Source organism: Streptomyces sp. NPDC020192, assembly GCF_044388685.1.
Taxonomy (GTDB): domain Bacteria; phylum Actinomycetota; class Actinomycetes; order Streptomycetales; family Streptomycetaceae; genus Streptomyces.
Genome location: NZ_JBIRXG010000059.1, coordinates 1 through 25823 on the forward strand (window position 1 = coordinate 1; position 25823 = coordinate 25823).

Annotated in this window: 33 protein-coding genes; 12 read left to right on the forward strand and 21 right to left on the reverse strand. The window is 70.2% G+C overall.

Translation table 11 applies throughout. The features are described from left to right. Positions 1 to 33 precede the first annotated feature (33 nt). The 9 genes from ACH47Z_RS44785 to ACH47Z_RS44825 all read right to left on the reverse strand — a co-directional run bounded on the left by ACH47Z_RS44785 (position 34) and on the right by ACH47Z_RS44825 (position 6245). Positions 34 to 495 (reverse strand): hypothetical protein, encoded by a 462-nt coding sequence (locus ACH47Z_RS44785; protein ID WP_399085646.1) that lies wholly within the window; start codon positions 493 to 495, stop codon positions 34 to 36. A gap of 9 nt (positions 496 to 504) precedes the next feature. Continuing rightward, entirely contained in the window at positions 505 to 2436 is a 1932-nt protein-coding gene (locus tag ACH47Z_RS44790) for a hypothetical protein (protein WP_399085649.1), read from the reverse strand. A gap of 127 nt (positions 2437 to 2563) precedes the next feature. After that, on the reverse strand, positions 2564 to 2812 hold the full coding sequence (locus tag ACH47Z_RS44795) for a hypothetical protein (protein ID WP_399085652.1): 249 nt from the start codon (positions 2810 to 2812) through the stop codon (positions 2564 to 2566). Next, the gene (locus ACH47Z_RS44800) at positions 2809 to 3279 is read right to left on the reverse strand and encodes a hypothetical protein (RefSeq protein ID WP_399085655.1); all 471 of its coding nucleotides are present in this window, start codon (positions 3277 to 3279) and stop codon (positions 2809 to 2811) included. Before ACH47Z_RS44800 ends, ACH47Z_RS44795 begins: the two co-directional genes overlap by 4 nt. Before the next feature lie 148 nt (positions 3280 to 3427). Then, a complete protein-coding gene (locus ACH47Z_RS44805) occupies positions 3428 to 5002 on the reverse strand; it encodes a DUF2637 domain-containing protein (RefSeq protein WP_399085658.1) in 1575 nt (524 codons plus the stop codon). 74 nt (positions 5003 to 5076) lie between these two features. Next, positions 5077 to 5307 (reverse strand): hypothetical protein, encoded by a 231-nt coding sequence (locus ACH47Z_RS44810; RefSeq protein ID WP_399085661.1) that lies wholly within the window; start codon positions 5305 to 5307, stop codon positions 5077 to 5079. After that, positions 5304 to 5579 (reverse strand): hypothetical protein, encoded by a 276-nt coding sequence (locus ACH47Z_RS44815; protein WP_399085664.1) that lies wholly within the window; start codon positions 5577 to 5579, stop codon positions 5304 to 5306. The genes ACH47Z_RS44810 and ACH47Z_RS44815 overlap by 4 nt, the downstream gene beginning before the upstream one ends. Before the next feature lie 163 nt (positions 5580 to 5742). Continuing rightward, positions 5743 to 5913: a hypothetical protein gene (locus tag ACH47Z_RS44820; RefSeq protein WP_399085667.1), complete on the reverse strand. Its 171-nt coding sequence runs from the start codon at positions 5911 to 5913 to the stop codon at positions 5743 to 5745. Next, positions 5910 to 6245 (reverse strand): RNA polymerase sigma factor, encoded by a 336-nt coding sequence (locus ACH47Z_RS44825; protein WP_399085670.1) that lies wholly within the window; start codon positions 6243 to 6245, stop codon positions 5910 to 5912. The genes ACH47Z_RS44820 and ACH47Z_RS44825 overlap by 4 nt, the downstream gene beginning before the upstream one ends. A 621-nt stretch (positions 6246 to 6866) precedes the next feature. Between ACH47Z_RS44825 and ACH47Z_RS44830 the strand changes: the two genes are divergently transcribed. The 6 genes from ACH47Z_RS44830 to ACH47Z_RS44855 all read left to right on the forward strand — a co-directional run bounded on the left by ACH47Z_RS44830 (position 6867) and on the right by ACH47Z_RS44855 (position 12844). Next, positions 6867 to 7751, forward strand: coding sequence for a GntR family transcriptional regulator (locus ACH47Z_RS44830; protein ID WP_399085673.1), 885 nt, complete (start codon positions 6867 to 6869; stop codon positions 7749 to 7751). A 44-nt stretch (positions 7752 to 7795) separates the two neighbouring features. Further along, complete coding sequence (locus tag ACH47Z_RS44835) at positions 7796 to 8356, forward strand: UTRA domain-containing protein (protein ID WP_399085676.1); 561 nt, start codon at positions 7796 to 7798, stop codon at positions 8354 to 8356. A 70-nt stretch (positions 8357 to 8426) separates the two neighbouring features. After that, a complete protein-coding gene (locus ACH47Z_RS44840; RefSeq protein WP_399085679.1) occupies positions 8427 to 9323 on the forward strand; it encodes a bifunctional DNA primase/polymerase in 897 nt (298 codons plus the stop codon). Positions 9324 to 9533: 210 nt separating this feature from the next. Beyond that, complete coding sequence (locus ACH47Z_RS44845; RefSeq protein ID WP_399085681.1) at positions 9534 to 11111, forward strand: hypothetical protein; 1578 nt, start codon at positions 9534 to 9536, stop codon at positions 11109 to 11111. Between the two features lie 543 nt (positions 11112 to 11654). After that, a complete protein-coding gene (locus tag ACH47Z_RS44850) occupies positions 11655 to 12467 on the forward strand; it encodes a ParA family protein (protein ID WP_399085684.1) in 813 nt (270 codons plus the stop codon). Beyond that, the gene (locus ACH47Z_RS44855; RefSeq protein WP_399085687.1) at positions 12464 to 12844 is read left to right on the forward strand and encodes a hypothetical protein; all 381 of its coding nucleotides are present in this window, start codon (positions 12464 to 12466) and stop codon (positions 12842 to 12844) included. Before ACH47Z_RS44850 ends, ACH47Z_RS44855 begins: the two co-directional genes overlap by 4 nt. 90 nt (positions 12845 to 12934) lie before the next feature. On the opposite strand, the gene ACH47Z_RS44860 is transcribed toward ACH47Z_RS44855, so the two are convergent. From ACH47Z_RS44860 to ACH47Z_RS44880, 5 genes are all read right to left on the reverse strand, one after another. Further along, on the reverse strand, positions 12935 to 13459 hold the full coding sequence (locus tag ACH47Z_RS44860; RefSeq protein WP_399085690.1) for a bifunctional DNA primase/polymerase: 525 nt from the start codon (positions 13457 to 13459) through the stop codon (positions 12935 to 12937). Then, positions 13456 to 13911, reverse strand: coding sequence for a hypothetical protein (locus ACH47Z_RS44865; RefSeq protein ID WP_399085693.1), 456 nt, complete (start codon positions 13909 to 13911; stop codon positions 13456 to 13458). Before ACH47Z_RS44865 ends, ACH47Z_RS44860 begins: the two co-directional genes overlap by 4 nt. Positions 13912 to 14214: 303 nt before the next feature. After that, positions 14215 to 14520, reverse strand: coding sequence for a hypothetical protein (locus ACH47Z_RS44870; protein ID WP_399085696.1), 306 nt, complete (start codon positions 14518 to 14520; stop codon positions 14215 to 14217). Further along, complete coding sequence (locus ACH47Z_RS44875) at positions 14517 to 15086, reverse strand: HNH endonuclease signature motif containing protein (RefSeq protein WP_399085699.1); 570 nt, start codon at positions 15084 to 15086, stop codon at positions 14517 to 14519. Before ACH47Z_RS44875 ends, ACH47Z_RS44870 begins: the two co-directional genes overlap by 4 nt. Positions 15087 to 15088: 2 nt before the next feature. Then, a complete protein-coding gene (locus tag ACH47Z_RS44880; RefSeq protein ID WP_399085702.1) occupies positions 15089 to 15967 on the reverse strand; it encodes a recombinase family protein in 879 nt (292 codons plus the stop codon). Between the two features lie 217 nt (positions 15968 to 16184). Here ACH47Z_RS44880 and ACH47Z_RS44885 point away from each other — a divergent pair, with 217 nt between their 5' ends. The 5 genes from ACH47Z_RS44885 (at position 16185) to ACH47Z_RS44905 (ending at position 18672) form a co-directional block, all read left to right on the forward strand. Continuing rightward, positions 16185 to 16415: a hypothetical protein gene (locus ACH47Z_RS44885; protein ID WP_399085704.1), complete on the forward strand. Its 231-nt coding sequence runs from the start codon at positions 16185 to 16187 to the stop codon at positions 16413 to 16415. Continuing rightward, positions 16412 to 16891 (forward strand): hypothetical protein, encoded by a 480-nt coding sequence (locus ACH47Z_RS44890; RefSeq protein ID WP_399085707.1) that lies wholly within the window; start codon positions 16412 to 16414, stop codon positions 16889 to 16891. Before ACH47Z_RS44885 ends, ACH47Z_RS44890 begins: the two co-directional genes overlap by 4 nt. Further along, positions 16888 to 17271, forward strand: coding sequence for a hypothetical protein (locus tag ACH47Z_RS44895; RefSeq protein WP_399085710.1), 384 nt, complete (start codon positions 16888 to 16890; stop codon positions 17269 to 17271). Before ACH47Z_RS44890 ends, ACH47Z_RS44895 begins: the two co-directional genes overlap by 4 nt. Before the next feature lie 6 nt (positions 17272 to 17277). Further along, the gene (locus ACH47Z_RS44900) at positions 17278 to 17520 is read left to right on the forward strand and encodes a hypothetical protein (protein WP_399085713.1); all 243 of its coding nucleotides are present in this window, start codon (positions 17278 to 17280) and stop codon (positions 17518 to 17520) included. Between the two features lie 450 nt (positions 17521 to 17970). After that, the gene (locus tag ACH47Z_RS44905; RefSeq protein ID WP_399085716.1) at positions 17971 to 18672 is read left to right on the forward strand and encodes a hypothetical protein; all 702 of its coding nucleotides are present in this window, start codon (positions 17971 to 17973) and stop codon (positions 18670 to 18672) included. A gap of 708 nt (positions 18673 to 19380) precedes the next feature. Here ACH47Z_RS44905 and ACH47Z_RS44910 read toward each other — a convergent pair. Continuing rightward, complete coding sequence (locus ACH47Z_RS44910) at positions 19381 to 19599, reverse strand: hypothetical protein (RefSeq protein WP_399085719.1); 219 nt, start codon at positions 19597 to 19599, stop codon at positions 19381 to 19383. Between the two features lie 228 nt (positions 19600 to 19827). On the opposite strand from ACH47Z_RS44910, the gene ACH47Z_RS44915 reads away from it, so the two are divergent. Next, a complete protein-coding gene (locus ACH47Z_RS44915) occupies positions 19828 to 20568 on the forward strand; it encodes a hypothetical protein (RefSeq protein ID WP_399085721.1) in 741 nt (246 codons plus the stop codon). 1006 nt (positions 20569 to 21574) lie between these two features. On the opposite strand, the gene ACH47Z_RS44920 is transcribed toward ACH47Z_RS44915, so the two are convergent. From ACH47Z_RS44920 to ACH47Z_RS44945, 6 genes are all read right to left on the reverse strand, one after another. Continuing rightward, positions 21575 to 21721 (reverse strand): hypothetical protein, encoded by a 147-nt coding sequence (locus tag ACH47Z_RS44920; protein ID WP_399085724.1) that lies wholly within the window; start codon positions 21719 to 21721, stop codon positions 21575 to 21577. 110 nt (positions 21722 to 21831) lie between these two features. Beyond that, on the reverse strand, positions 21832 to 22281 hold the full coding sequence (locus ACH47Z_RS44925) for a Pycsar system effector family protein (RefSeq protein ID WP_399085726.1): 450 nt from the start codon (positions 22279 to 22281) through the stop codon (positions 21832 to 21834). Continuing rightward, on the reverse strand, positions 22278 to 22619 hold the full coding sequence (locus ACH47Z_RS44930) for a hypothetical protein (RefSeq protein WP_399085729.1): 342 nt from the start codon (positions 22617 to 22619) through the stop codon (positions 22278 to 22280). Before ACH47Z_RS44930 ends, ACH47Z_RS44925 begins: the two co-directional genes overlap by 4 nt. A 14-nt stretch (positions 22620 to 22633) precedes the next feature. After that, positions 22634 to 23134, reverse strand: a complete 501-nt coding sequence (locus ACH47Z_RS44935) for a hypothetical protein (protein WP_399085732.1) — start codon at positions 23132 to 23134, stop codon at positions 22634 to 22636. 86 nt (positions 23135 to 23220) lie between these two features. Next, entirely contained in the window at positions 23221 to 24675 is a 1455-nt protein-coding gene (locus tag ACH47Z_RS44940; RefSeq protein ID WP_399085734.1) for a transfer protein, read from the reverse strand. Continuing rightward, on the reverse strand, positions 24672 to 25586 hold the full coding sequence (locus ACH47Z_RS44945; RefSeq protein WP_399085737.1) for a hypothetical protein: 915 nt from the start codon (positions 25584 to 25586) through the stop codon (positions 24672 to 24674). Before ACH47Z_RS44945 ends, ACH47Z_RS44940 begins: the two co-directional genes overlap by 4 nt. Positions 25587 to 25823: the final 237 nt, after the last annotated feature.

Consider the following 25823-nt stretch of genomic DNA (forward strand, 5'->3'; position numbering starts at 1 on the left):
GTGCGATAGGTGCGAGACGTCGCAGGGGGTTGATCAGCGGTTGCTGTAGAACTCCGACTCCGCCGGGTCGACCGGCATCGCCTGGAAGGCTTCCGCGACCGGGCCGTAGTCGGCCTGGTGCTCGGCTGCCGCCTGGTCGAAGAGGATCGCCAGGTCCTCCGTCGCGGCGGCCATCGACTCGGCTTCGGCGAGGACGCCCCGCATCACGGTCGCGGCCTCGTGGTGCTCGGAGACCGTGTCCCGGTCGACCTTCAGGCCCGCCATCTGGTCGGCGAGGTTGTCGACCGACTTCGAGCACCCTTCGACGTACGTGTACGTCGACCGGACCTGTTCGCTCAGGCCCCGCAGCTTCGCGCCGGCGGCGGCGAGCTGCGCGATGACGATGGTGTAGCGCACCGCCGTGGCCACCACCGCGCCGGTGGCGGCGATCGCCGTCCCGGCCGCGCTGGCGACCGTGCCCGCGACCGCTCCGGCCTTCTCCAGTGCCTCTCCCATGAGGGCCTCCTAGTCTCCGAGGTGGTATTCGCGTTCGGCCGGGCGGGTGTGGCCCATGTCCCGGGTGACGTCGGCCGGGTGGCGGTGCCGCGATTCGGCGTTGCTCCCGGCGGTGGCGATCGACTCGGAGGCCCTCGGCAGGGCTTCGGCGATGGCGTCGGCCCTGGCCTTGACCGTGCCGCACTTCTCCATCAGCCGGATGACCATGCCCTCCAGCGAGCCGGGGACCTTCAGCTCAACGACCTTGGCGTGCAGGGCCTCCAGCCGCGTGAAGAGGACGTCGCAGCCCTCCGACGCCTTGATGGCCGCGTCGACGCCTTCGGTGATCTCCTCTGCCATGTCGGCGTCGGCGTCGATGACGTCGTACACGGTCAGTTCCGCGTCCCTGTACTGCGTGGACTTCACCGGCGTGCTCACGAACCGGGCTCCTCTCTGCGGTGGTACGGCCGGAGCGGCAGGCCCCGGCGGTGTCGAGCTGGCGGCCGGCGCCGTGGCGGTGCCCGCCGGAAGCGCCGGGTGTCCACGGGTGATGGCCCCGGCGGGCTCCGGGGGCGGGCCGGGCGGGTCGTCCCGCTCCAGCCAGACCTTGAAGCCCTCGCTGTAGGCGGGCGGCGGGCGCATCCCCTCGAAGCCCGGAGGCGGCGGGGGAGGCGGGGGCGGCGGTGCCCAGGCGCCGGACGGACCGCCCGGCGGCGTGGTGCCGGCCGACTCCGCTCCGGGTGCCGGACCGGGGCCCGGCTTGCCGTCCTTCGTGCCGTCGACCGGCGGCTTCGGCTTGTCCTTCCACGTCTTCTCGCCGTCGGGCTTGGCCGTGCCGGTGACCGGACGGTCCTTGTCGTACAGCGGCTTGGGCGGCGTGGTCGGCTTCGGCGGGACCTTGTCCTTCCCGGCCTCCGTCGCCTTCGGCTTCGGCTTCTTCGTCAGGTCGACCTTGTCGCCGTCCTTCGGATCCGCCTTCTTCGCCTCCGGCTTCGCGTCCGGCTTGCCCTTGGAGTCCTTGGCCTTGGTCTTGTTCTCCGGCTTGTCCTTCCACGGCGAGACGGGCTCGGGGGCCTTCGGGAGCTTCTTCGCCGTGTCCTTCGGCGCGTCCTTGGCCTTGGCGTCCTTCGAGTCCTTGGCAGCCTTGGTGCTGGTGTCCTTGGCGGACTTCGACTTGTCGTCCTTCGACGACTTGCTGTCCGAACTCTTCGGCCCCTTCGCGTCCTTCGCTCCCCGGTCCTTCCAGGGCCGGTCCTTGCCGCCAGAGCCGTTGTGCGAGCCGCCAGGGCCTTTTCCGCTCCCGGCGGGCGCCTTGGGGCCAACTCCCCCGGAACCGCTGGGAGACGGCCGCTGAGGGCCCTTGGTGACGCCGTTGCCGTTCTTCTTGAGCGAGGGCGGGACCTTCGACCCGCCGGACCCTCCGCCGGAGCTCCCGGAACCGCCGGAGCCCCCGCCACGGCCTCCGCCGGGCTTCGTGCCCTTGCCGAACTCCGGGCCGGGCTGCATCCGCTGCTTCTCGGCTGCCTTGTCGGCCGCCGTGCGGGCCTTGTCGGCGATGGCCTGGTGGTGTTCGGCGCGGGCCTTGGCGCCCTTGGCGGCGTGCCACATGCCCTGTGCGCAGGCGACGCCGACGGCCGCCATGACCGCCATGCCCATGGCCGCGACGTCCCGGAAGGTCGGGTTGTCGGGGTCCTCGGGGGGCGGCGGGACGAAGTCGCCCACGTCGGCGTCCTCGTCGTCGGATTCCGGATCGGGCGTCCCCGGCACGGTCAGGTGCAGGGGCGGGCCCATGCCGGAGACGTCCGGCAGCGTCGGCCAGGAGCCGACCGGCGCCGGGTCCCAGTCGTCGTCCGCCCCGTCATCGTCGTCCGCCGAGGCGGGCGGTGACGGGGCGTCGTACGACCCGGGGAGGGTCACTCGGGGGAACGGCAGAACGTCGCCGTCCCGGTCATCGGTGGTCACGTTCGCTCCTTCCATGGGGTTGACAGGCGGTGACGGAATCGGCGATCCTCGCGCGCCGCGCGTACACGCGCCGCGTGTTGGGCCCTCCGGAACCCCGGAAAGGGCCGTTGAAGTTGAACTTCTCGCGTCACGCGGTGTGACGCTTCGCGTCGGCGCGTTCCTGGTCGTGAGCCCAGTGCGCGAGCAGTTCCGCGAGTTCGTGCATGGCGCGCGGGTTGCCGCCGCGCTGGGCTCGCTTGGCTGCGGACTTGGCCCGGTCGAAGCAGACCTTGGCGAGGTCGGCGTCGTTGTCGACGGCCTCCAGCCGAGGGCCCCAGAAGTCCGCCAGGTTGCGGAGCCTCTTGAGGCCCTCGGGGCTCATTCCGTTTCCGCTCACGCCGACCGGCCCTTGCGGACCAGCTCCAGGAAGTCCCCGCCGGCGGAACCGGTGTCCGCCGGGGCCGTGCGCGGCTTAGGGGGGATCGGCACACCCCCCGCGGTGACCGCCGGGGTCTCGCTGGCCTGCTTCTCCAGCGCGGCGGCCTGCTTCTTCTCCGGGATCTCGTGGCGGCCCCGGCGGTAGCGGGCCTCCAGGTCGAAGGTGAGCTTGGCGGCCTTCTCGATGTGGTCCTCGATCTGGCCGAACGGGCTGGTCACCCAGCGGTGACGCCACCACGCCTCGAAGGTGCTGTAGCCCTCCGGGGGGTTGGCCTTCCACATCGCCTCAGCGTCGCGGCGGATCTTCGCGACGTACTCGGCCTGTGCCCCGAGGACGCCGCGCAGCTGCTTGGCGAACGCTTCGACCATCTCGGGGCGGTCCAGCATGTCCCCGGACCACTCCGGCCGGGACGAAGACGTGCTCATGGGTGGGGATCTCCTCTACCGTTTGGGTGTCTGACCAGGGCGGATCGTGCGTCCTGGTCGGCGTTGCTGTGACTGCTTCCGGCAGTCACGGCGAAGGCCAGCCCGATGACCGCGGGCTGGCCTTCACTGATGTGTGCCGGTGGGCTGTTCACGCCGTGCGCGACGGTGCTTCCGGGTCGTAGCCGATCGCCGGGTGGTACCCGGCCTGGATGAGCGCGACGGCTTCGGCCTTGGTGGTGGACGCGGTGCTCATGCTCACGCCGATCGCCTGCTCGATGGCCGCCAGGTCGACGTCCTCGGGGCTCGCGGCCAGGATCATCCGGGCCACGGTCCGCACCCGGCGCTGGCGCGGGGTGAAGTTCGCGAAGTCCTCGGCTTCGATCGCGCGGCGGGTGATCTGAGCCGTCGCCTCGCGGGCTTCGGCCGCTACCTTCTCCGCTACGGCGGCTTGGGCTTGGGCTTCGGCCGCACGGTGCACGGCTTCGAGCGCCTTCGCCTTCTCGGTCTCCGTCTTCGCCAGCGCGGCCATCTTGTCCGCGTCGGCTTCGGCCGCTCGCTTCTCGGCTTCGACCGCTCGCGCGTTCGCTTCGGCCGCTCGCTGTTTCGCTTCGGCCGCTTCCTTCGACTCGATCGCGTCCCCGAGCGAAGTCGCCGCGCGGGCCTGTGCGTCGGCCCGCGCCTCGGCTTCGGCGACCGCGCCACGGGCCTGTGCGCCCGCCACGCCCTCGGTCGCCGTCAGGTCAGCCTGGAGGCCCGCCATCTCCTTGCGGTGGGCCAGACGCTCCTTCTGGGCAGCGTGGGCGGCCCGCTCCTTCTCCAGCTCCAACTCCCGGGCCCGCTGTTCGGCGAGCTGGGTGCGCCGGAGCTCCTCACGGGCCATCCGGTCCGGCAGGGCCAGCGCCTCATCGACCGTCAGGCCGAAGGGCTCCAGCTTCTTGGGCAGCCTGGCCAGGGCTTCTTCGCTGCCCTCGGTCAGGTTCGCCTTCTTCAGCTCCGCCTTGTACTCGTTCCAGGCGTTGAAGATGGCGCGCTCGCGCTGGCGGGACATCGCCTCGCTGTACGCGATGTCCCAGACCTTCATCGTCTTGAAGATCCGCCAGGTCGGGCGGAAGGCCAGAACCCACCGGTGACCTGGGATGACGTCGTGGTCGGCGGGAAGCGCGGCCTGGTGGACGAGGATTCGGCGACCGGCCTCGACACCGATCACGAACAGCACCGGCATCAGGCCGTGGCTCAAGGCCTTGTCCCAGTGCTGGGTGATCGAGCCGTTGGCCGCCGCGTTGAAGTAGACGCTGGCCAGCGTCATGACGTGCGCGAGGACCCGCAGCAGGGGCCATGACGTGCGGATCGTGGCCATGAACAGGTCCAGGGCCAGGCACGTCACGATCGCCGCGTCCACGCCGATCGCGAAGAACGGCGCGTCCTCGACGGAGAAGCCGAACTTCGTGTACCCGGCCTGGCTGAGGTTGCCGAAGGACAGGTAGAAGCCGATCGCGCCGATCACGCACGCGCCGACGATGGACGCGATCCCGAGCCAGATCTTGACCTTCCGGCTCACCTCCGGCCGGGCGTCGCCGGACGGTTCGGACTGAGTGGTCGAAGCGTCGGCCGAAGTAGCCGAAGCCGGGGGCTGAGTGCCCGAAGCGGCGACCCGAGTGCCCGAAGGCGGTCCCGGGTCAACCGGTGCCGGCACCTTGACGGGCGGCTCGATGGTGGTCGTCATGCTCTCTCCATCCGAAGATCGTGGGCGAGTGCCCGAAGCGGTGACCGGAGTGGTCGAAGCCGCTTCGAGCACGGTCATGATCCGTCGAAGCTGAGCCGAACCGTGTGGGGGATTTCGCGGCCCTCCGCCCGTGCCGCCCGGTGCTTGGGGCAGTCGCACGGCGGCCATCCCTCCGCCCACGCGTTCGTGGGAGGGAGGTTCGGGTTGGGCCGGACCTCGATCGGGTCGGCGTACGTCCGGCCGCCGTCGCGGCTGATGCGGATCGTCATGTGCTTCTGCGGGACGTCCCCGCCGGCGCCGGTCACCGGACCGGCTCCCTGGCGAACCTGGCGGTCACCACACCGACCATGTCGGTGCCGCGCATCGCCGTGTTCTCCAGCCGGTCGGCGAAGTCGCCGTCCCCGGCAGCCCTGCACGCGTCCAGCGCAGTGTCCGCCCGGTCGTCCAGGTCGTCCAGGTGCTTCTCCAGCCGGTGCCACTCCTGGCCGCCTATGGCGTGCACCAGCTCGGCAACGGCGTACAGCGACCCCAGGTGAGCGATGGCCGCCACGGCGGCCGTGCGCTTCTTGACCTTCAACGTGCTCTCCCCTCAACGGTGTCCGGCCCGACAGCCGAACGTCCGCCGTCACCAGCCGCGGGGGCCTGGTGGCGACGGACGCCCGTCGTCGGCTACAGGTCGTCGTCTTGGGGACGGATCGGGTCGTGGTCCTGGCCGCACCAGTCGCAGCAGGTCACAGCGTTCATGCGGCTGCCTCCCCGCCCTCGGACACGACCAAGAACCGGTCCGTGTCCATGTCCATCACGACCGTGGCGGGCTGGCCCTGCTCACGCAGTTCGTGCGCCCGCTCTTCCGCCGGCCACGACCCACGCGGGTTGCCAGCCGAGAACGAGTCGAAGACCTGGCGCGTCATGCGATCGCCTCCAGGTCTGCGCAGAGGCGGTCCAGGGCGATGCTGGTCGGGTCGGTCGCCTGTTCGCGGCGAACCCTCGCCGACCGGTAGTGCGCGTACACCCTGCGACGGGCGAACACGGCCAGGAGCCCGGGGGCGTTCCTGATCTCGTTGCCGCGCAGCAGGTACTGCCAGACCATCAGCCACACGTCCTGTGCGAGGTCGTCGACGTACGCGGCCCGGTCCTCCGGGCGCAGCGTGCGGCCGACGATCCCCAGCACACGGGCGTGCTGGTTGGCGTAGATGGCCGTCAGGTCCACGGCCAGGGCCTGGACCTCGATACCGTTGGGCATTGGGTCGCACCTCCATGCGATCTGGGGCCGTGGCCCCGGCTGGTCCCCGCCTGCTACGCGGGGGCCAGCCGAAGAAGAAGCCACGGCCACCGGCGCGGCCTGGTTGGCCGCCGCGCCCCGGACCGGACTCGAACCGGTCAATGCCTCCGGGGCCCGCGATCTCTGCCCTTGTCTCACCGCGCGGTCGGATCACTTGTCCGCCCGTGAGGGCGGCATGGGAAAAGGTGCTTCGGAAGCTGCGCGCGCGGCAGGGCTGGCTTGTCGCTGTTGCCTGTCCCGCATCTCGCCTGCGGGCTGGCGGTCCGCATCCCCTGCGGACTGGGCCGGGTTGACCAGAGGACTCGCCTGGTGACGCCACTCCGCAGATCTCTTGCTCGGAGGCGCCAACGAGTCGTGGCTCCGGGTGTCCCATATGGAGTTCTCAAGGAACGGCCGCTTCCTTCGGATCCACGCGGCACGCGCGCTTCCCCTCCGGGCAGTACCTCGCCCCGCACCCAACTAGTTGAGCGCGGCGCGCGATGTCGATTAACGCACCTCTTTCCGGGGGTGTCAACACAACTAGCTGAGTGGCAAACGGCCTAGGGTTTGACCTGCGGAAACGTGGCGACACACAACGGGCGAATGATCTCGACTTCCGATACTCAACTAGCTATGTCATGCTTGGCGGCCAACAGCACCCAGCACACCGAGCAGAAGGGACGGAGGGCCGTGGCCAAGAAGGAGCCCGGGAAGATCGAGCGCATCGCCGCTGATCTCCGGACGAAGATCGAGACCGGCAAGTACCCGCCGGGCGGCAAGCTGCCCAGCGTGTCGGAGCTCCAGGCCGCCGAAGGAATCGCCTTCCAGACCGCGCGAGATGTGTTCCGCGTCCTGGAGCGGGACGGCCTGGTCGTGACCCGACAGGGCAAGGGCTCGTTCGTGACGCCGTTCATCGGCAAGATCACCCGCGACGGGACCGGCCGGTACCAACCCGCAGCCCGATCCGAAGGCGGTGCCCGCGGCGCGTTCGAGGCAGAGCTGAACCGCCTCGGTCTGGTCTACAAGCGGACGCCGACCGAGATCGGGCGAGCCCGCCCGCCGCGTGAGGTTGCTGCCGCGTTCGAGCTGCACCACTCAGCAAAGGCCATCTACCGGAGCCGCGCCATGAAGGCCGGCCGGGACGCTGCAGACTCCGACGAAGGGTTCGTCGTCCAACTCGCCACGTCGTGGTTCCCCATCGACATCGCAGGTGGGACCGCGATCGAAGAGCAGGACACCGGACCGGGCGGCAGCAAGAACCGGCTCGCCGACCTCGGATTCGCTCAACGGCGCGTCCAGGAGTCCATCGAGGTCCGCTTCCCGACCTCAGAAGAGGCGGCGGCCCTGAGCATCCCCGACGACCGGCAGGTCTACGAGCTGGTCCATCACGCCTCAACAGCAGAGGGCCGCGTCGTTGAGGTCGCGGTGCACGTCATGCCCGCGAACATCTGGCGGTTCTCGTACACGTGGGAACTGGACGCCGACTAGGCGTCGTCCCACGTCAACCCATCCATCACCAACGAAGGAGCACCATGCCGAGCAACACCATCGGCGCTGACGGGACCATCACCCGCGACGCTCGCAGCCGCTACGTGCAGCGAGCGGAGGGCGGCGCCCACGGGGCTTTCGAGGCCGAAACGAAGCGCGCCGGTGGCAGCCCCCGCGCTGAGGTTGAGGTTCAGCGCGGTGCGGCTCCTGCCGACGTCGCCGACCTTCTCGGGGTGAGCCCCGACGCGGAGGTCGTCATCCGGCAGCGCCGCATGTACGACGGTGACCGCCTGGTCCAGCTGGCGGACACGTACATCCCCGCGTACGTCGCAGAGGCCGCGCCCGCCGTTGCCCAGCTCGACACGGGCACGGGCGGGATCATCTCCCGGATGGCCGATGCAGGGCTGGCACAGACCGATGTCGTTGAGGACGTCACGCAGGTTCCGGCGACCGCTGCACAGGCCGAAGCCCTGGGCGTCGACTCCGGCGAGCTGCTGCTCACCATCACCCACACGGGTCGTACCGAGGACGGCCGGACCGTCGAAGTCACCCGGCACGTGCTCAGCCGCGGTTGGACGCTGCGGTACGGCGTCCCGCTGGACTAACTGCCCAACAGGCTCACCGCCCGGCGTCCTCCCGCAGGACGCCGGGCGGAACCAGAGGAAGGGGAAGCCGATGACGCACAGCGACTCACCCGCAGGCGCTCACCTGCGGCAAGCCCTCGAACTGGTGGCCCTCGGCGTGCCGGTGCTGCCCCTGCGCGAGGGCAAGGTGCCGTTCGGCAACTGCCCAGCATGCTCCGAGAACCGGTGCGGTGGCCGACCGAACATGAAGAGCGCCGGCACCTGCGAGTGCCCTCGGCCGTGCCACGCGTGGGCCGCCGCGTCGACGTCGGTCGACCTCGTGACGTCGGCGGCCTGGATGGCCGCCTGGGGGAAGTCGGCGGCGGTCGCCTACCACCCGGGCGGGGCCGGGGTGACCGTGGTCGACCTCGACAGCGCCGATGCGATCGCCTGGGCACGCGAGGCCCTGCCCGCGACTCGAACCGTCCCGACGACGCGCGGCGAACACTGGATCTACCTGGGCACCATGCAGTCGGCGAACAAGGTGCGGCCCGGAGTCGACATTAAGTCCCGCATGGCGTACGCCCGCTGGCTCGGGCGGGGCGAGGGCGAGATGCTCCGACTCCCGGAGGCTGTGACGGCGCTCCCCCGCCACGTGGTGCCGGCGGGCACGGTGGCCTCTTCTCCCATGCCGCGAGCGGCCTGGTCACGGGAGGTCGCGAGCGGTTGCCGCCACACCGAGGGATACGTCCGGAACGGGCTGGACAAGGGCCTGGCCATGGTCCGCAGTCACCCAGAACAAGGCGCAGCCTCGCAGGCCTTCGGCGTCGCGCGGTTCCTCGCCGCGCTGCACCAGGAGTGCCCCGGGCCGTGCGGCCTTGAGTCGTTGGGCGGGGAGATCGTCACCGCGGCTGTGAGCGTCGGCGTACCCGAGGGATACGCAGTACGAGCCGTGGAGAACGGGTTCGCGGCGTCCGGCGCGACCGTGCCGTTGACCTTAAAGGTCTGAGGTCCGTAAACCCCCTGGGCTACGGTCCCACAAGCAACTCAAAAGCGAGCGGCCCGGCAGGTGGTGGGACACCTAAACGCCGGGCCGACTGGAAGTTTCGAGCTGTGCTTTGATCCGCCTGCTCTGCTTCCTACGCGGAAGCCACTGTACGACACGGTGGCCCTGCGGAGGAGACGGAACAAGGTCACAGCTCCCAAGAACGGAGCACTCGTGACCCAGCCGTCCGATGACGGACACTCCACCGACACCGCCAGTCCCTCCGTGCCTCAGCAACGGCCCCTCGAAGACCGTGAGGTCGTCAGGGAGCGCGTTGTCATCGACGTCACTGATGAGCCGACCGGCGTCACTGAGGTGACGCGGGCACTCCAATCCGGCGCGATCGCCGATGTGTACCTGCGCGGCCGGCGGCCGGTGTGGATCGGCGACGGTGACGACGGGCCTTTCATCGAGGAGATCACGAAGGACGCGCTGACCCTCGCCCTTCACGAGCACGCCGAAGTCTTCAAGATGCGCAAGAACGGCCCCTCACCTGTGCTTCTCCCCACCCGTGTCGCGGCCGTCGTGCTGGCTCGGAACAACTGGAAGCTCCCCCGGCTCAAGGGGATCACCTCCGTGCCTCTGCTCAGCCCGGACGGCCAGCTCCACCTTCGAGAGGGGTACAACCCGGCGACCGGGTGGTTCTACTCCCCCCGGATCCAGATCAAGGACGTCCCGGAGAATCCGACTCCGGAGCAGATCGCCGACGCTCAGGAGCTGGTCGTCGGCAAGATGCTGGGTGACTTCCCCTGGATGAAGGCGAGCGACCTCGCGCAGTTCGTCGGCTCCCTGTTCATCCCTCTGCTTCGCTCGATGATCCCGGACCCCACCCCGCTGTGGTGCATCACCGCAACCAACCCGGGCTCCGGCAAGTCGCTGCTGTCCCGGATCATGGGTGACCTGTTCGGGATCAAGACTGCTTCTTGGGGCTCCGACAACGGCGAGCAGCGGAAGGTCATCACCTCGGTGCTGATGGAGTCCGGCCACCCCGTCACCGTGTTCGATAACGTGCCCTCCGGCCACACCCTGCGCTTCCCTGTGATGTCGGAGCTGATCACGTCGCAGATCTGGGGTGACCGCGTCCTCGGTAAGTCTGAGATGGCGAACATCCCCAACAACATGCTGTGGGTCGCCAACGGCAACAACCTGACCGTCGGCGACGACCTGGCCCGCCGCACCATCTGGGTTCGGCTCAACCCTGACGTCCGACCCGACACCCGCGACCCCTCAGCCTTCGCGGCCGGCGACCTCAACGAGTGGCTTCAGCTCCACACCGGTGAAGTTCTCCACGCGCTCCTCACCCTGCTCCGCGGCTGGGTGTCGGCCGGGATGCCGAAGAGCAACCACCACATGGCCTCCTTCGGCGCCTGGCCCCGGACCCTGGGCGGCATCTTGAACTGGATGTGCCTGCCTGGGTGGCTGGAGGACCGCGAGGAGCAGATGGAGGACGCCGACGAGGACGCCATGGAGTGGGCAGCCTTCCTCTCCGTCTGGCACGACGAGCTGGGCACTACGGAGTACACCTCCCAGAGCCTTGTTGACTTCGCCTTCGCCTCCGCTACCGGAATGAGTGCGGCCTCGTCTCTCAGCAAGGTGATGCCGATGAACGGCGACAAGATCCCGAACTCCAAGCAGCTCGGGAAGTGGCTGCGAGCCCGGCAGGGACGGTTCTTCAGCGGCTACCGCATCCTCTCCCGTCGGGACGCTCGCCAGAAGATCAACTACTGGAGAGTGGAAGGCCCCAAGCAGTAGCCCCCTCGAATCCCGATCAAGGCCCGCACGGATCTCCGTGCGGGCCTTCGTCGTGCGTGCTTCACGTGGGTCACGGCAACTACTGCCCGCACTGCCCGCACTACCCGTACTACCCGCGAATGGGCTGGTCAGGAGCTTGCGGGTAGTGGCGCGGCCTCTATCCGCAGCGGGTAATCCCGCGTCGCTCTACCCGCACTGCCCGTGGCCTGGGTAGTGCGGGTAGTTGCGGGTAGTGCGATCTTGCCATCTGATCACTACCCGCAACCTCCCTGAACTGCTGTTATGCGGGTAGTACGGGTAGTGCGGGTAGTTCTTTTAACTATGTTGCTGGTGTTGTTATTGAACTCTCCCGGTCCTGGGGGTGAAGAAGCCACCCCGCGGGGCGAGGACCTGGTGCCGGCGGTGCCGCCCGATCCGCGGGGGCGTGGCTTCTTCTCTTCAGACTGCGGTCAGGTGCACATGTGCGACGCCTCGCACGGGTGCGTCGAGTGCGAGGGGTGCGAGCGGTAATCTCCCGGCGAGCGACCGAGACGGGAGACTGCGATGGCGGCACGGCGGACAGTGGTGCTGAACAACCGCGGAGGGGTCGGCAAGTCGGACGTCACGGTCCGGCTGGCGGCAGCTCTTGCGAAGCGAAAGCGCCGTGTCGGCGTCCTCGACTTCGACCCGCAGGGCAACGCCTCCCGGAGGTGCGGGTGGCGGTACAACGAGGACGCTCCTCAGCTCACAGTCTCAGAGGCGGTGAAGGCCGACCGGGTCGGCGCGATGGCCGGTGTCTGGACGTCGGTGGCGTGGGATGTCGAGTACGCGCAGCGGATGGTCCTGGCCCCGGCCTGGCTGGAGTTGGAGAACCGGATGTCGGAGGCCGGGGTCACTGGGAACCACCTCCGGCTGGCCAAGGCACTCCAGGGAGCGGACGACCACCTGGACGACGTGCTGATTGACTGCCCGCCGTCGCTGTTCCACCTGACGCAGATGGCGCTCGCCGCCGGCCACCAGGCGCTCATCGTCACCGAGGCTGAGATCGACTCCATCCTCGGTGCGAAGCGGGTCCGGGACTTCGTCAAGGAGAAGCGACGTCTGCTCCACAACGACGAGCTGACCTTGGCGGGGGTGGTCGTGAACAACCTCGACCCGTCGGGGAAGGCGTTGGAGCGCGAGCAGCTGGCGTCGATTCGTCGCATCTTCGGCGACCTCGTCTGGGAGCCGGTCATCCATCGCCGTGCCGCTCTGGCAACGGCGGACAACCAGGCGCTCCCCCTTGAGCTGACCAAGGCGTCAGGGGTGGGCCCTGCCCGTGCCTCCTTCGAGTTGCTGGCAGAGACGTACGAGAAGAGGAGCGTGACCGTAGCGTGAGCCCGCAGAGGTTCGACACAGCCGACGATGAGGGCCCGAGCCCGGCGCTCACCCCCCACCAGGAGGGGCTGATCGTGGGTTCTCCCCTTCCGGACGGCGCGGGACGGGAGACTCTGGAAGCCCAGCGGAGGGCGCAGCAGGCGAAGGAGATCCGGGACGCGCGCGAGGTCAAGACGCGGCGCAGCTGGTACACCTCGGCAGCCGCGGCCGACGCTTTCCAGGCCGTGGTGGACGACATCCACCACGCCACGAGGGTGCCCAAGCATGAGGTGGTGGCCGCACTCCTTCAGGCGGCTGTCGAGCAGGCGCCCAAGGTGGAGAAGAAGCTGCACGCACAAGTCGCACGTGTGCGACCAGTGCGACGCGTAGCACCCTGATCAGGCCGGAGTGATACGCGTATCACTCAGGCCCGAGACACGTGATACCCCTCGCACCGATAGCACGGGTGCGAGGGGTATCACGTGAGGTCAGCGCGTGGTGAGCCGGTTGCCGATCCAGCGGGGGAGCGGCTGCACGGGCACGTCGCGGACGATGACGTACGGCTTGCCGCCCACGACGGAGCCGGGCCCGATGAGGTAGCCACCGCTGCGCAGGCCGGGCCCGCGTACGTCGATCCCGGGACCGAGGGGGCTCCGGCCGCCGGAGAAGCTGCCGATGGTGCAGCCGTCCGCCACGGCGAAGTACAGGTGCCGGCCACCGCTCGGGGTGGCCACAGTCAGAGTGTCCGGCCAGTCCTCCCCGAGCCGTTCGGCGAGCGCGGCGAGCACGGCCTGGCCGTCGGCGTCGCCCTCGATGTCGAGGTCCAGCCCGACGACGTGGGAGGCCCGGCAGCCGACGCCGATGTTGTCGCCCTCGCGCCAGAACTCCTGGACGCGCTCCGGGTCGGTGAGGCACTGCGACCGCCACGGCCCGGTGGGCTTCCGGCCGCCGGGCGGCAGCGGGAAGACGGCCAGCCCGCGAGCGGCGAGGTCGGCAGCGGCAGCGGTCGTCACGCCGGAACGGCCTCCTGCTCCTGGTCCTCGATGTCGTCCTCGAAGCAGGTGCACTCCTCGTACGGGTTCCCGCTCCCGCCGGCGCCGCACTCGCGGCAGTACACGCCGTAGTCCGGATCGTCGTAGTCGGGTTCCTCGTACTCGTGGTGCCGCCAGCCGGAGCACTGGCCGCTGTAGCAACCGCACCCCGGGCACTCGGGGCAGACCATCCCGTACGTCCAGCCGCACGTCTGGCACATGACCTTGTTGCGCGGGTCGTTCTGCTCCTGGCGGAGGTAGTCGACGGCTTCCTTGTACGTGTTGATGTCGACGTACGTCTCCAGGTACTCGATCAACTGCTGCGTCTCGTCAGGGTCGCCGTGGTCCAGGAGCGCGATGGCGCAGGCGTGCTTGATGCCCAGCTCGTCCTTGAGGTCGGCGAGGGCCTTCTTCCGCGCGTGGTTCTTCGGCATCTCAAGCTCTCGTTTCCGCGGCTGCGGTGATCCCAGACTCACCGGCCGCCAAGAGCGAGGCCAGCAAGGTGATGGTGAAGACTTTGGGGCGGCTCGGCGCGGGGCACCTTCGGTTGAGCTCGTCCGGTCTGGGCCAGACGAACCGGGCCTTGAGCCGGGCCCACGGTCAAGCGACCGCAGATCCGACTGTAGTGGAGAGGGCCGACACCTGGGGGACTTGCGCGGTGTCGGCCGTGCGAGAGGTGATACGCCTCGCACGAGTGCGACGTGTGCGAGGGGTATCACCCCAGGTAGCTGACGGGATCAGTCGTCCTGCGGAGGCCATGGGCGCGGTTGGAGCTTCCGACGGATGCGCAGGGCGAGGGCCTCGCGCTGGAACTCATCGAGCTCGGGGAAGCTCAGGATCTCGACGGCGGTCATGCCGTAGTGCGCGCACGCCCGCTCGATGGTCTCCAGGCTGATCACGGCCCCGCCTCCCCGGCCGCCGTTCAGCTTCCGGCGCCACGTCGGCTCGGAGTACCGCATCCCGGCGGCCTGGCGGACCATCGTCTCCCCGGACAGCTCCCGCAGCTCCCGGAGGGTCTGGCGGACCTCAGCCTGAAGGTTCACGGGCTCTCCTGTGCGATAGCTGGGCTAGCGGTCGATGGGGCGGTTCGGGCCTGAGCGCGGCGGATGGCCTCCGCCATCACGGCCCGGGTCGTCTCGTAGTTCCATCCGCCCTGCCCGAAGTGGACGGTGGGCCGGAGCGAGGCGCCGGCCTCGCGGGCCGTCTCCCGGGCGATGCGCTCGATCTCCTCGTGCGGCACGTCGCGCAGCTGGCTGTTGAAGGTCTCGCGGGTCCCGGCGTCACCGAGGAACTCGGCAAGGATCCGGAGGTTCGCCATGCCGGGCCCGTCGCCGGACGCCTGGCGTCGTTCCAGCCAGGAGAGGAAGGCGTCCCGGGACGCGGTGTTGGGCGCGCTCTCGTGGCACGGGCGGCAGAGCACCGCGAGGTTGTCAGCGTCGTCGGTGCCATCCGCGGCGACGGGGACGATGTGCGCGATGTCGAGCCCGGTCCACACGGCGCGGTCGTCCTCCGTCGTGTAGCGACTGGCCCCGTACGTGCAGGCTTCGCAGGCCACCGGACGCCCGGCTTCTTCGAGGATGCGGCGCAGGGCCGCTGTGCCGGTGCGCACGCTCACTCGCCTCCAGCCACGGCGGCCTGGGCGGTCTGGTCGTCGTGCTCGCGCAGCATTCGCATGACGGTCGCGGGGGAGGGGTGCTGGCCCTTCTTCTTGCCAGTGGTGATGACGAGCTTGGCCGCGATGTCCCGCAGGCTCATCTCCTGCCCGCGCAGGTGCAGGGCCATGGTGAGCATGGCGTCGTCGGTGACGCTGGCACCGCCGATCGACTTGCCCCGGGTGCGGGCCGACTCGTGGCCTTCCAGGGTGCGGTCCCGGATGTACTCGCGCTCCATGCCCGACAGTGCGGCGAGCACGGTGAACACGACGCCCGACGGGTCGTGCGAGCCCTTCAGCTCCCCGGTGAGGAACTCCAGCCCGATGTCACCGGCCTTCAGCTCCTCTGCCAGGGTCGCCAGGTCGATGCCGCGACCGAGGCGCTTGTGCTCGTGGACGACGAGGGTGACGCGGACGCCGGAGGCGCGGATCTCGCGGGCGAGGGTGACGGCCTTCTCCAGCTCCGGCCGCTTCGTGGCGCGGGTAGAGATCTTCTCCGAGAACACGCGGGTGATGCCGTGCTCGTGGAGGGAGTCGAGCTGGGTGTCCAGCGACTGCCGGGCGGTCGAGGCGCGGGCGTAGCCGATGCGGACGTGGCCGACGGGTTCGGCGCCGGCGCCTGCCGGGCGCGGCAGTTCCACCCAGGCCGTGCCCGGCTTGCGCACGGGCGGCACCGCCACGTTCAGGGCCTTGGCCAGTTGGGGCACGAGCCGGAAGCGGGCGGTGTGGTACTGGATCGCCACCTTGCCCTTGGTCGTACGGCAGGGCGAGCCCGCCGGGGCGGCGCAGGTGGACATGGGGCAGTCGTGCGCTTCAACGCGCTGGTAATCATCGGTCACGGATCCAATGTTTCATGTGTTGTTTCAAACAGGCAAGCCGTTTGCAACGTCCCATGAAACAGAAAACGTGCAGCATGATCGCTGCCCGGCGGGGTGTTTCACGAGCGACCACCTATGAAACGGGCACGAAGGGCACGCCGAAGAAGGCGCGCAACGTAATTCACTCGTTCGAGTTGAATCGCTTGTTCAGTCTGAACGCATGTGTCAGTCTGAACGCATGACGCAGAAGACACCGGCCCAACTCAGGGCCGAAGCGGAGAAGGCGATCACGCCGCTGGGACAGAAGCGGGTCCGCCTCCTGGCCCAGCTCGAAGAGATCGACCGGGACTTGCGTCCGCTGGTCGCTGAGGCGGTCCGGATGGAAGTCCCCTACCGCCGGATCAACGAGCTGACGGCCGTCGCGCCGAACACGGCGCGGGCGTGGTCGACGAAGGAGGACGCCCGATGACCGAGCAACACGACCGCTGGGAGACGCTGGAGATCCGGCGACCCGACGATGTGCCGTCCGCGACCCCGCTGTCCTGGCTGGCCGCGAAGGAGAGCGACCACGCGCAGCGCCTGTTCCGCAACCTGCTGCCCGCCGACTTCCCGCACGAGGTCGAGCGCGGCACCGCCGACGACGCCCTGGCCGTTCTCGCGCTGCGGGAGTCCATCCGCCGCGACGTCGAACACGGGACCGGCAACCGCGTCCATGAGGCCCTGACCCTGGGGGCCACGTGGACCCAGGTGGCTGCCGCGCTGGACATCGACCCGGGCCGTGCTCGCGAGTTGCTGCGGGCCTACGCCGACGGCCAGCGCCGCCTGTGGGTCGGGTACGAGGAGGAGGGCATCAAGCCCTTCGGCTTCAGCGCCGACCAGCACACGGCCGCTCTCGCGCTCTGCGAGCTGGGCGACGACGAGAGCGCGCCGGCGGTTGCCCGGTGACCGGTCGCACGGCGGACGGGCCGCGGCTGCTGAAGCGCGTGGACTGGCACGACAACGAACTCCCGTACACCCGAGACGAGGTGCTGCGTCACGAGGTCCGCGTCGCACGCGTCCGCCAGGAGGTCGCGGACATCCGCCGCGCAGCCGCCTCCCTGCGGGGCGCGGGCGGCGGGTTCCACACCGAGGTGGCCGACTTCCTGACCACGGAGGCCCGCGTCCTGGAACGCGCCAACGAGGCCGACGGGAGTGTCGAGCTGGCGTGGCAGGACGACACCCGGGAGTCGAAGGACTACGGGGCCACCAGCGCCCGCCGGGCGCTGCTGCTTGCCCGCGCCTGGAACGAAGAGCACGGCCAGGACCACACCGACCACGAAAGCTGAGGACCCATGACGGACCACCTGGAGGACCGCTACGTGATCGGCCGCGACGGGGTGTTCGCCACCCTGTACGACCGCGAAGAAGACCGGGTGATCGTCGACAACTCCACGGAGGAACACTGCCTCCGGGTGCGTGCTGACATCATCCGTGCGGCATCCGTCCCCGATCCCGTCGACGACAACTTCGGCGACGGTTGGTTCGACTCGCCCCAACTCGACGGACTCCCCGACCTGCTGGACGACCGCGACTGACCAGCACCACCCCCCAGGGCCCCGCCGGTTCCGGCCGCGCGGGGCTCTTTGCCGCCCAGAGATCGCCAACCGGCCTCACAGCGTGCCGTCTCCCGCCGGTTCACGAGTGCCCGCGTGTGATTGGACGTCGGGGAGGCTGCTAGGCGGCTACAGGGCCGCACAGCGGTTCGTGCAGGTCAATGGGCCTCGCACATCTCGCACCTGACGTACCCGTGCGATGCATCGCACCCGTCGCACCCGGACACCGGCCGGACCGCCCGATTCCTGGCCGTGTGGCTTCTTCCCCCCGGCGGCGGCGCGCGGCAGTCCGTCGGCGAGCACCACCAGGAGCACGGCGAGCACGGCGAGACGCAAGCGCGAGAGACCTGTATCCCGCGCGCGTTGGCCCGGTCCGGGAAGTCCACGAACACCCCGAGACGCAAGCGCCGGCGGTTCGTACGGTCCGCGCTCATGACCAACACGAACAGCACGACTCAGCCCGCCCGCCGCAAGCCGCGCCGCGCGGGACGCCCCACTCTCCTCACCCCGGCGACCATGGATCTGCTGACCCGGGCCACGGCCGCCGGGCTCCCGGTGAAGCAGGCAGCCGACGCCGCTGGAGTCTCGCGCAGCTCCTTTCTGCGCTGGATGCAGCTCGGGGAGGACGCAGTCGAGACCGAGCACGGCGGACGCCTAGACGTCGACTCCCCCAACCCGCACGCGGCCCTGTACGCGAGGGTCACCCGGGCCCGCGCCGTCGCGATGGCCCGCGCGCACGCCCACATCGAGGAGGCGGCCCGCGGCGCCGTGGTCTCCGAGACCCACCGGACGTGGACCGACCCCGTCACCGGCGAGCACCGCAGCGAGAAGCGCATCCGCCGGCGGCCGGGCGATTGGCGCGCGTCGGCATGGCTACTCGTGCGGCTCGAACCGAACCCGGCGTCGTTCGACGAAGACCTCGACGCGGAAGAGGCCCGGATCCGAGCCGAGCGCGGCGAGACGCCGATGGAACGGGCGCTGACGCCTCACCTCCAGGACCTCGCGGCCCGCCTGCAGAAGACCCTCGCGCAGTACCAGGAAGAGGCTGCGGCCCACGATCCGGCGACGCAGGCCGGGGAGCCCGGCGCACTCCTGGGGGAAGTTGGCGACGCCGACGTCGACCGCGCGGGGTGACCCGGGCGGCGGTGCTCCCCGGCGCGCACGACGTACGCCACGGCGAGACCGGTGCGCGTCGGGGAGTGCCGACGGAAGCGGGGTCCAGGGGCTGGCGAAAGCCCCTGGTACCACCGGCCCCGGCTCAAGAGGGTGCCGTGGGGAAGTAGTCGGCGGCCGGGAGCTCCCGCACCGACCCATTGCAGACGAGGTCAGCGCCACGCGTCGCCGTGCTCCGGGGCCGACCCGAGGCAACACGAGAGGCACTACCGGGCGCACTACGAGGGGCACCACGAGAGGCCCCACGGAGAGCCATACGAGAGGCAACCCGCTCCGCCCGCCCGGCACACTCCCCGGCCGCCGTGATTTCGTCCCCCGGCAACAACTCCCCATCCCGGCATGACACCTCTTGCAACTCCGCACCCCCTCTCTCCCCGAACCCCCGTCATCCCCTCCGCTGAACTCCCCACCGAACTCCCCACGTCCTCCGCTCCCCCGTCCCGACCTGTACCTCTGGAAACTCCGAGACCACCCCCTCCTAGGGACGACGCGAGGGGGTGGTCTCGGAGATGGAAGAGCGCTCGTGCAGGTCGGGACGGGGGAGCGGAGGACCCTCGTAACACCCTGGTGTACGGGTCGGTTTACACCCCGCGAGAACTCCGGCCGCCCTCGGTCGGAGTCCCGAAGACGGTCTTCGCCGATAACTTGCTGTGCCCTCGGGAGCGATGCTCACGTACCAACTTGCTGGCCCCGGTCGTCCTCGGCTCCGCCCGGTCCGAGGGTTCGCCGGCCTCGCGGCAGCGCGACGTCCTGGTGCTCGACTTCCCCTAGGAGCGGGCCCGCTCCGATGCGCTCGATCGGCAGCAGCCGCGGGGACGGAGTTGTCTCCGGAGTCGTACGAGGGGAGGGGAGGGGACCGGTGCCGAGTTGGCGTCGCGTGGTGCTCATGGCGGCAGCGTGGCACGTCGAAGGTGGGGGTGGCGCGGGTCGCCAGGTTTGAGTGGGTGCGGTGCGTGGCACCTCTAGCACTTTTGGGCCGGGGCAGTTCCGTGGGGACGAAAACGGGTCTCCGGGTGAGCGGCGGCCGGATGCCGTACACCTCTGGCACTTTCGCCCTCGCGGGTTTCGTGGGGACGGAACTCGCCACGTAGATCACGGGCCGCCTAGGGTTCCCGGATGACGACCAGCACCCCGCACGAGATACCCGAGGACGACGACCAGGAGCACGGCGAGCCGGTTGCCGAGTACGAGTCGGTGCACGTGCGCGAGCGTCTGGTGAAGCGGACGTGCGGCTGGTGCGGCGCTGAGCTGAAGTACAGCGGGCGCGGCCGGCCGCCGCGGTTCTGCAACGACAGCCACCGCAAGCGCGCGCACGAGAGGGAGAAGGCGCGCGCCGAACTCGGGGAGGCGCCCGCACCCGAACCCGTCCGCGAGGTGATCGAGCGCACGGAGACGGTGGTGCGCAGCGTCGTCCGCAAGGGGCCCACGGTGCTGCAACCGGTGCCCGAACCTCCGAAGCTGCGCTTCCCGGAGTCGGTCGACGACTGGCTGACGATGCTCTCCCTGCTCCAGCTCGACGCCTCGAAGTTCCGCGACCACCACCGCGCGCGGGAGCTCCAGGACGTCCTGGCGGAGCTCGTCACCGAGGACTTCCCCGGCACGGTCGGCGTGGTCCCCAGCACGGTGCCCACGACCGTGGACGACTGGTACAGCGTGCTGCGCCAACTGCTCACCGACGTACGCGGCGGCCGGTTCACTCCGGCGCAGCGGGCCGACCTCGCGCGCGTCTTCGGCATCGCGCTGGAACACCTCCAGGCGGGCCCCGACGGAGTGCCGCCGGTCGGTGAGGACACGTCCGCACTGCCGCGTGCGGAGCGACGCCGGCGCGTGCGGGCGGCCCGCAAGAAGGGCCGATGACGCCGGATTCCGTCCGGACGAAACGGAGTTGCAAGAGATGTCATGCCGCCCTCGGCATCGCGGGAAGCTCCCCTTCCCGCCCAACTTGCTGCCCAGGTGAAACGGCCCTTGGAGATCGTGCGGTCGTGAATGCAAGAGGTGTGACCGTATTGATCTTGCGCAGTGGGGTACGGCTTCGCCGCTCGCTTCGCGATGACCGGAACGGTCACACCTCATGCATTACGAATGACCTAGGCACCACGACGAACCTTGTGACTTTGTGAATGCAAGAGCTTTGACCGTGCGGGACGCGCGCAAGTCGCTGTCCACGGGTCCGGCTCTCCTGAGCGGGAGCCGTGGACAGCGACGGCCGTCGGGCCGTGATGCATAGGTGTGGGCGTCTCTCCGGGCGGGTGCGCCTGGCGTCAGGTCATGACGGTCGCCGGTCGCGGCGTTGGTCATGACGGTTCGCGCGCGGCGGGTCTTGTGGCGCGGCGCGTCGACGCGGTCCTCGAGGAACGCCGTACGTGAAGTCGGTGACGTACGGCGGTGCTCCGCCGCGTGGTCGACGTCCCCGGCCGGGACCGACGACCGAGGAACCGCCGACCGCAGAACTGGGCCCAGTTCGCACTAACTCGCTTCCGGGATCTACTGCCGGTGCGAGGGGTGCCACGCGGTCGCGAACTGGGGTCAGTAACCCACAACTCGCTACCGGGATCTGCTGCGGTCTTCCCGCGCGCGGACGGTGCGCGGACCGGTCCCCGAAAACCCCGGCCCGACCGTGCCCGGTCGCCTGCAGACCCCGGGCGGCGGAGGGCTTACTGATATCAGTGAGCACTACCTTGCTGCCGCCGTCTGCTGCCGTCGCACGGCCGCGGCGGGTCGCTCATTGTTCCAATGAGCACTAACTCGCTGCCCCCGTCTGCTGCCGTCGCCGACGGTGCCGGCCACGCGCGCGGTGGGATGGCGCCGCCGGGCCGAAGGCCCGAAACAAGCGCGCGAAGCTCGTTACAACTCCCCGCCTCGGTCAGTCGTCGGGCGTGATGTTGGTGGCCCCGCAGTTCCAGCACGACCACTCTTCGGGCAGCCGGTACTTCTCGGTCCAGAACCCCACCGGCTTTCCCCAGACCGTGCAGTCCGCCTCGCAGCGCCAGCACTCGAACTCGAAGTCCACCCCGGGTCACCTCCTGGACCCCAGCATGGCCCCGCGCGGCCGGTCCGGAAACGCAAAAAGGCCCCCCGGCATCCGAAGACGCCGGGGGGCCTTGGTCGTTCGAGAGGGCGCTACGCGAGCGCGGCGAGCAGTGCGCCCGCGAGGGTGATGAGCGAGACCGCCGTGATGTCGATCGCGACCTGGAGGCCGCGGTACTTCCGCCGTGCGATCCGGGAGAGATGGACGACGTGCTCCGCCTGGTTCTCCGGCACCTGGAGGTCGGCGACCACCTCCTCCGGCGTGCACAGCGACCAGTACAGGTACGAGCCGCGGGCCGCGCCTCCGAGGCGGGGACGGACGACGACCAGGACCACGAGCATCGCGGCCACCAGGCCGACGGTGCCGAGCCCCACGAGAGCGGCGGAGGCCCCCGGCAGGGCGCGGCCGGGGACTGCGGCGACTAGCGCGGCCAGCGGCAGCGAGAACGCGGTGAGCAGGACGCCGGACTTGGCGTCGGTACGGCTGATCTCGGCGAGCACAGTGGTGGTCGCCGCATCGAGCCGGGTGTCCATCTCGCTCATCGTCCGGCCTCTTCCGGGGTCCACGTCCAGGGCTCGCCGTCGCCCGCCGCACGGGCCGCCGACAACCCGAGCAACAGCGCGGGCCCGGCGTACTTCTTGGGCAGCGTGCGGGCGGCGGCGGCCCGACGCAGGAGCACGGCCAGGAGCGCGGCCTCGGCCGTGTTGAACTCCAGCTCGCTCTCGCCCGCGTGGTCCAGGACGGGGGTCAGCTTCGTGTAGTCGTCGTACGACAGGACGCCCCGCACGTACTGCCCCAACTCCCGTAACTGCTTGACGGTGAAGCGGTCGACGCCCTCGAAGTCGGCGCCGTGCGACACGGTCACGTGAGTGACTGCCATCTCGACTTCCCCCGTCAGCCGTTGTGGTTGTTGGTCCGGCTGAACATCCCCTTCGTCTGGGTGTTCACCTCGGTCCGCTGGACGACCGTGCCCGTGTAGTGGTGGTGGTGCTCCGTGTGCATGTCCCGCTTGGCGCGTCCGGCGGACCGCAGCAGCGAGCCGAGCGCGAGCACCAGGGCGACCGGGGCGCCGGCGCCGATGGCGAGGCTGGTCGGGTCGACGTGTCCCAGCGTGTAGAGCACGAGCGAGGTGACCCCGCCGATCGGCAGGGAGGCGAGGCCGCCCGCGAGCATCACGCCGCTGATGTCGGTGGCGCGCTGGGACATCGGCGGCCGTCCCTCCTGGGCGACCGGCGCGGCGGTGGGCGGCGTGTTCGGCGAGGTGTCCCGGTAGGACGTCGGGATCGGCTCGGGGGCGGGCGCCTGCCGGTACAGGTTCTCGATGATCCGGCGGGCCTCAGCGGCGGCCTCCGACTCGCTGAGCTGGGTGCCGGGGGTGCGGTCGATGTGCTCCACTGTTCGAACTCCTTCGAGGCATTGGGGGAGTGAAAAGGGGCCCCGGAGGTGCGATCTCCAGGGCCCCGGCTTGCTGTTGGGGAAGGTCAGCGGACGGGCGCGTACAGCCCGTGCCCGACCCGGGCGACGTCGTCCCCGGCGTCGGCGAGCGCGCTGAGCCGAGTGCGGACGGAGCCGACCTTGATCTCCTTGCCGCCGTCGGCGTTGACGGCCGCCGTGATCTGGTCGGCGGTCATCGCGTCGTCGGACGCGGCGAGCACGATGCGGATGCGGTCCTCCAGGAGCTGCGGGCCGCGCCCGCCGTTGGCCGCCTGGACCTTGGCCGTCTTGGCGGCCTGTTCGTCCTTCACGGCCTCGCACAGCGCGGCCATGGCGGCGGTGCCCCGGGCCTCGTACGCCTCGCCCGCGGCCTCCAGCGAGTTCTTCTCCAGACGCTCCGGCTCATCCGGCCCGTACAGGGCGAGGATCTCCGGGTCCAGGCCCGGGGTCGGCGTGATGGAGCCGATCCGCCAGTGCCGCATCATCGACGTCGGGTGCGGCCCGGACAGCAGGTACGCCGTGCCCTGGGTGTCGCAGAAGTCGTCGTCTTCGTCGGCGTCGGCGAACTGCGACCGCAGCACGCGGGGCTTGAGCTGCTTGGGGATCGGCATCAGCTGTTCGCCGGCGGGCAGCAGGCCGTCCGCGACCAGCTGGCGCATCATCGACGACGACCAGCGCAGCAGGCAGACCTCGCCCTCCTTGAGCATCGCCCTCAACGTGTCGCTGCCGCCCAATTCCTCCAGGTGGCTGGCCTGCGCGTCCAGCTCGATGCCGACGCCCACCGAACGGCCGGTGCGTCCCAGCTCCTTGACCAGGTACGTGGCCTCTTCGCGGTACGGGGCGCCCTTCTCCAGGAGGCGGTTGGCCTCGTCGACCTTCACCGACATCAGCGGGTCGGGCGAGCCGATGAGGAAGGCGTTGCGTCCCAGCAGGGAGTAGCGGATCTGGCGGGCCTGGGCGACCTCGACGGCCGCCCGCAGCATCAGGATCGCTTCCTCCTGGGTGGTGGCGAACCAGTCGACGTGCTCGCGGGCCTCGGGAACGGACTGGCCGCCCTTGAGGTCGGCGAGCCAGGTGACGATCCGGTTCTTCTTCTCGCACGCCAGCGTGTACTGGAGGGTGCGGGACTTGCCCGCGCCGGTCGTGCCGAAGGTCAGGGCCCGCTGTGCGGAGCCGGTACGCGGGTCGAACAGGCGCTTCCGGGCCGGTCGGCCGTTGTGGTAGCGGCCGGTGACGATCCGTCCGAGCTTGTCCATGAGCATGTCGTCCTCGGAGGGAGGCGGCATGGTGGCCAGCGGGTTGGACGGGTAGATCGTGACGATCGCGTGGCGGGAGCCGTCGGTCTCGACAGCGATCCGGCCCGGGTCGCCGACGTCGAAGGCGCTGACGAGGGCCGCCAGGTCGTAGCGGATGACCTGGCCCGCGGGCACTTCGACCATCAGCTCGATGATCTGGTCGTCGGGGATGGCAAGGGCGCCCGGGGTGGCGGGGGTGATGGTCACGCGTCCTCCTTGGACAGGTTCATGGAGCCGAAGTTGATGGCGGTGATGGACGCGCCGGGCATGGCGAGCGGGGCGATCCGCTCAGCCCAGAGCGTCGCGGGGTCCAGCGCGGCGGCGTCAGAGCGGCCGACGGTGAGCAGCTGCACGGAGGCCCCGCGGCCGGGGACCGGTCCGACGGTGATGAGCTCCTGGGGGACGTCCATCAGCGCGGACAGGCGGCGCACGGAGACCTCGGGGACCGGCTCGCCGGGGATGGCGGAGCGGATGATGGCCCGCATCGCCGTATCGCCGGTCTTCTCGATGTCCTCCAGGACCGTGGTCGGCGCGGCCCCGCCCTCGATGGCGACCCGCTCCGCCCACCACTGAGCGGCCGGGTGCGAGTAGAGCTGCGGTTCCTCCTGGACGACCAGGTCGTCCGTCTTGGCGAGGGGCGGGAGCGGCGGCACGAGCATGTGCCGGGCGCGGCGGGCCGGGCGCAGGATCCAGGTGCCGGCGGACCACAGCGCGACCGCCAGGGCCTCACCCCAGTGGAAGCCGGGCACGATCCACTCAGCGAGCAGGACGCCGACCAGGCCGACGCCGGGCGTCGTGTACAGGACGGCCGCCGTGCGGCCCTGGTGGCTCGGGGGCGCGGGCGGGGTGTAGACGAGCATCCCGCCGTCGGCGGTCCGCTCGATGACCTTCTCCGGCTCCGGCTGGCGGGCCTTGTGGGTCGGCAGCACGAGCAGACCGAGGCCGGTCGCGGCGAGCGTGGCGAGCAGGGACTCGCCCATGACCGCCGTGGTGAACAGTCCGGTGGTCGCGGCGGCGGTGCCGGTCGCGGTGGCCACCCGGCCGGTGTGGCTGCGGGCGGTGTCCAGGTGGCGCCGGGCGTTGTCGAGCTGGGTGCGCATCCGGTCGGCGGACAGCATGGCGGGCGTCTCCTTCTCCGGGATCCCCCCGGGGTCGGTGCGATAGCTGGGCTAGCGGTCGGGGACGACGAAGCGGCGGCCATGACCGGGCCGCCGCTTCGTCGGTGTGCGACGTGTGCGAGATGTGCGACGCCTCGCACCTGTGCGATAGGTGCGAGACGTCGCAGGGGGTTGATCAGCGGTTGCTGTAGAACTCCGACTCCGCCGGGTCGACCGGCATCGCCTGGAAGGCTTCCG

Excerpts from the sequence above, each read along its gene's own strand:
- ACH47Z_RS44805 (WP_399085658.1), bottom strand. The coding sequence starts at position 5,002 with ATGACGACCACCATCGAGCCGCCCGTCAAGGTGCCGGCACCGGTTGAC.
- ACH47Z_RS44945 (WP_399085737.1), bottom strand. The coding sequence starts at position 25,586 with ATGCTGTCCGCCGACCGGATGCGCACCCAGCTCGACAACGCCCGGCGC.
- ACH47Z_RS44830 (WP_399085673.1), top strand. The coding sequence starts at position 6,867 with ATGATCTCGACTTCCGATACTCAACTAGCTATGTCATGCTTGGCGGCC.
- ACH47Z_RS44840 (WP_399085679.1), top strand. The coding sequence starts at position 8,427 with ATGACGCACAGCGACTCACCCGCAGGCGCTCACCTGCGGCAAGCCCTC.
- ACH47Z_RS44865 (WP_399085693.1), bottom strand. The coding sequence starts at position 13,911 with ATGCCGAAGAACCACGCGCGGAAGAAGGCCCTCGCCGACCTCAAGGAC.
- ACH47Z_RS44885 (WP_399085704.1), top strand. The coding sequence starts at position 16,185 with ATGACGCAGAAGACACCGGCCCAACTCAGGGCCGAAGCGGAGAAGGCG.
- ACH47Z_RS44890 (WP_399085707.1), top strand. The coding sequence starts at position 16,412 with ATGACCGAGCAACACGACCGCTGGGAGACGCTGGAGATCCGGCGACCC.
- ACH47Z_RS44785 (WP_399085646.1), bottom strand. The coding sequence starts at position 495 with ATGGGAGAGGCACTGGAGAAGGCCGGAGCGGTCGCGGGCACGGTCGCC.
- ACH47Z_RS44835 (WP_399085676.1), top strand. The coding sequence starts at position 7,796 with ATGCCGAGCAACACCATCGGCGCTGACGGGACCATCACCCGCGACGCT.
- ACH47Z_RS44910 (WP_399085719.1), bottom strand. The coding sequence starts at position 19,599 with ATGAGCACCACGCGACGCCAACTCGGCACCGGTCCCCTCCCCTCCCCT.
- ACH47Z_RS44825 (WP_399085670.1), bottom strand. The coding sequence starts at position 6,245 with ATGCCCAACGGTATCGAGGTCCAGGCCCTGGCCGTGGACCTGACGGCC.
- ACH47Z_RS44915 (WP_399085721.1), top strand. The coding sequence starts at position 19,828 with ATGACGACCAGCACCCCGCACGAGATACCCGAGGACGACGACCAGGAG.
- ACH47Z_RS44850 (WP_399085684.1), top strand. The coding sequence starts at position 11,655 with ATGGCGGCACGGCGGACAGTGGTGCTGAACAACCGCGGAGGGGTCGGC.
- ACH47Z_RS44930 (WP_399085729.1), bottom strand. The coding sequence starts at position 22,619 with ATGGCAGTCACTCACGTGACCGTGTCGCACGGCGCCGACTTCGAGGGC.
- ACH47Z_RS44925 (WP_399085726.1), bottom strand. The coding sequence starts at position 22,281 with ATGAGCGAGATGGACACCCGGCTCGATGCGGCGACCACCACTGTGCTC.
- ACH47Z_RS44820 (WP_399085667.1), bottom strand. The coding sequence starts at position 5,913 with ATGACGCGCCAGGTCTTCGACTCGTTCTCGGCTGGCAACCCGCGTGGG.
- ACH47Z_RS44900 (WP_399085713.1), top strand. The coding sequence starts at position 17,278 with ATGACGGACCACCTGGAGGACCGCTACGTGATCGGCCGCGACGGGGTG.
- ACH47Z_RS44800 (WP_399085655.1), bottom strand. The coding sequence starts at position 3,279 with ATGAGCACGTCTTCGTCCCGGCCGGAGTGGTCCGGGGACATGCTGGAC.
- ACH47Z_RS44905 (WP_399085716.1), top strand. The coding sequence starts at position 17,971 with ATGACCAACACGAACAGCACGACTCAGCCCGCCCGCCGCAAGCCGCGC.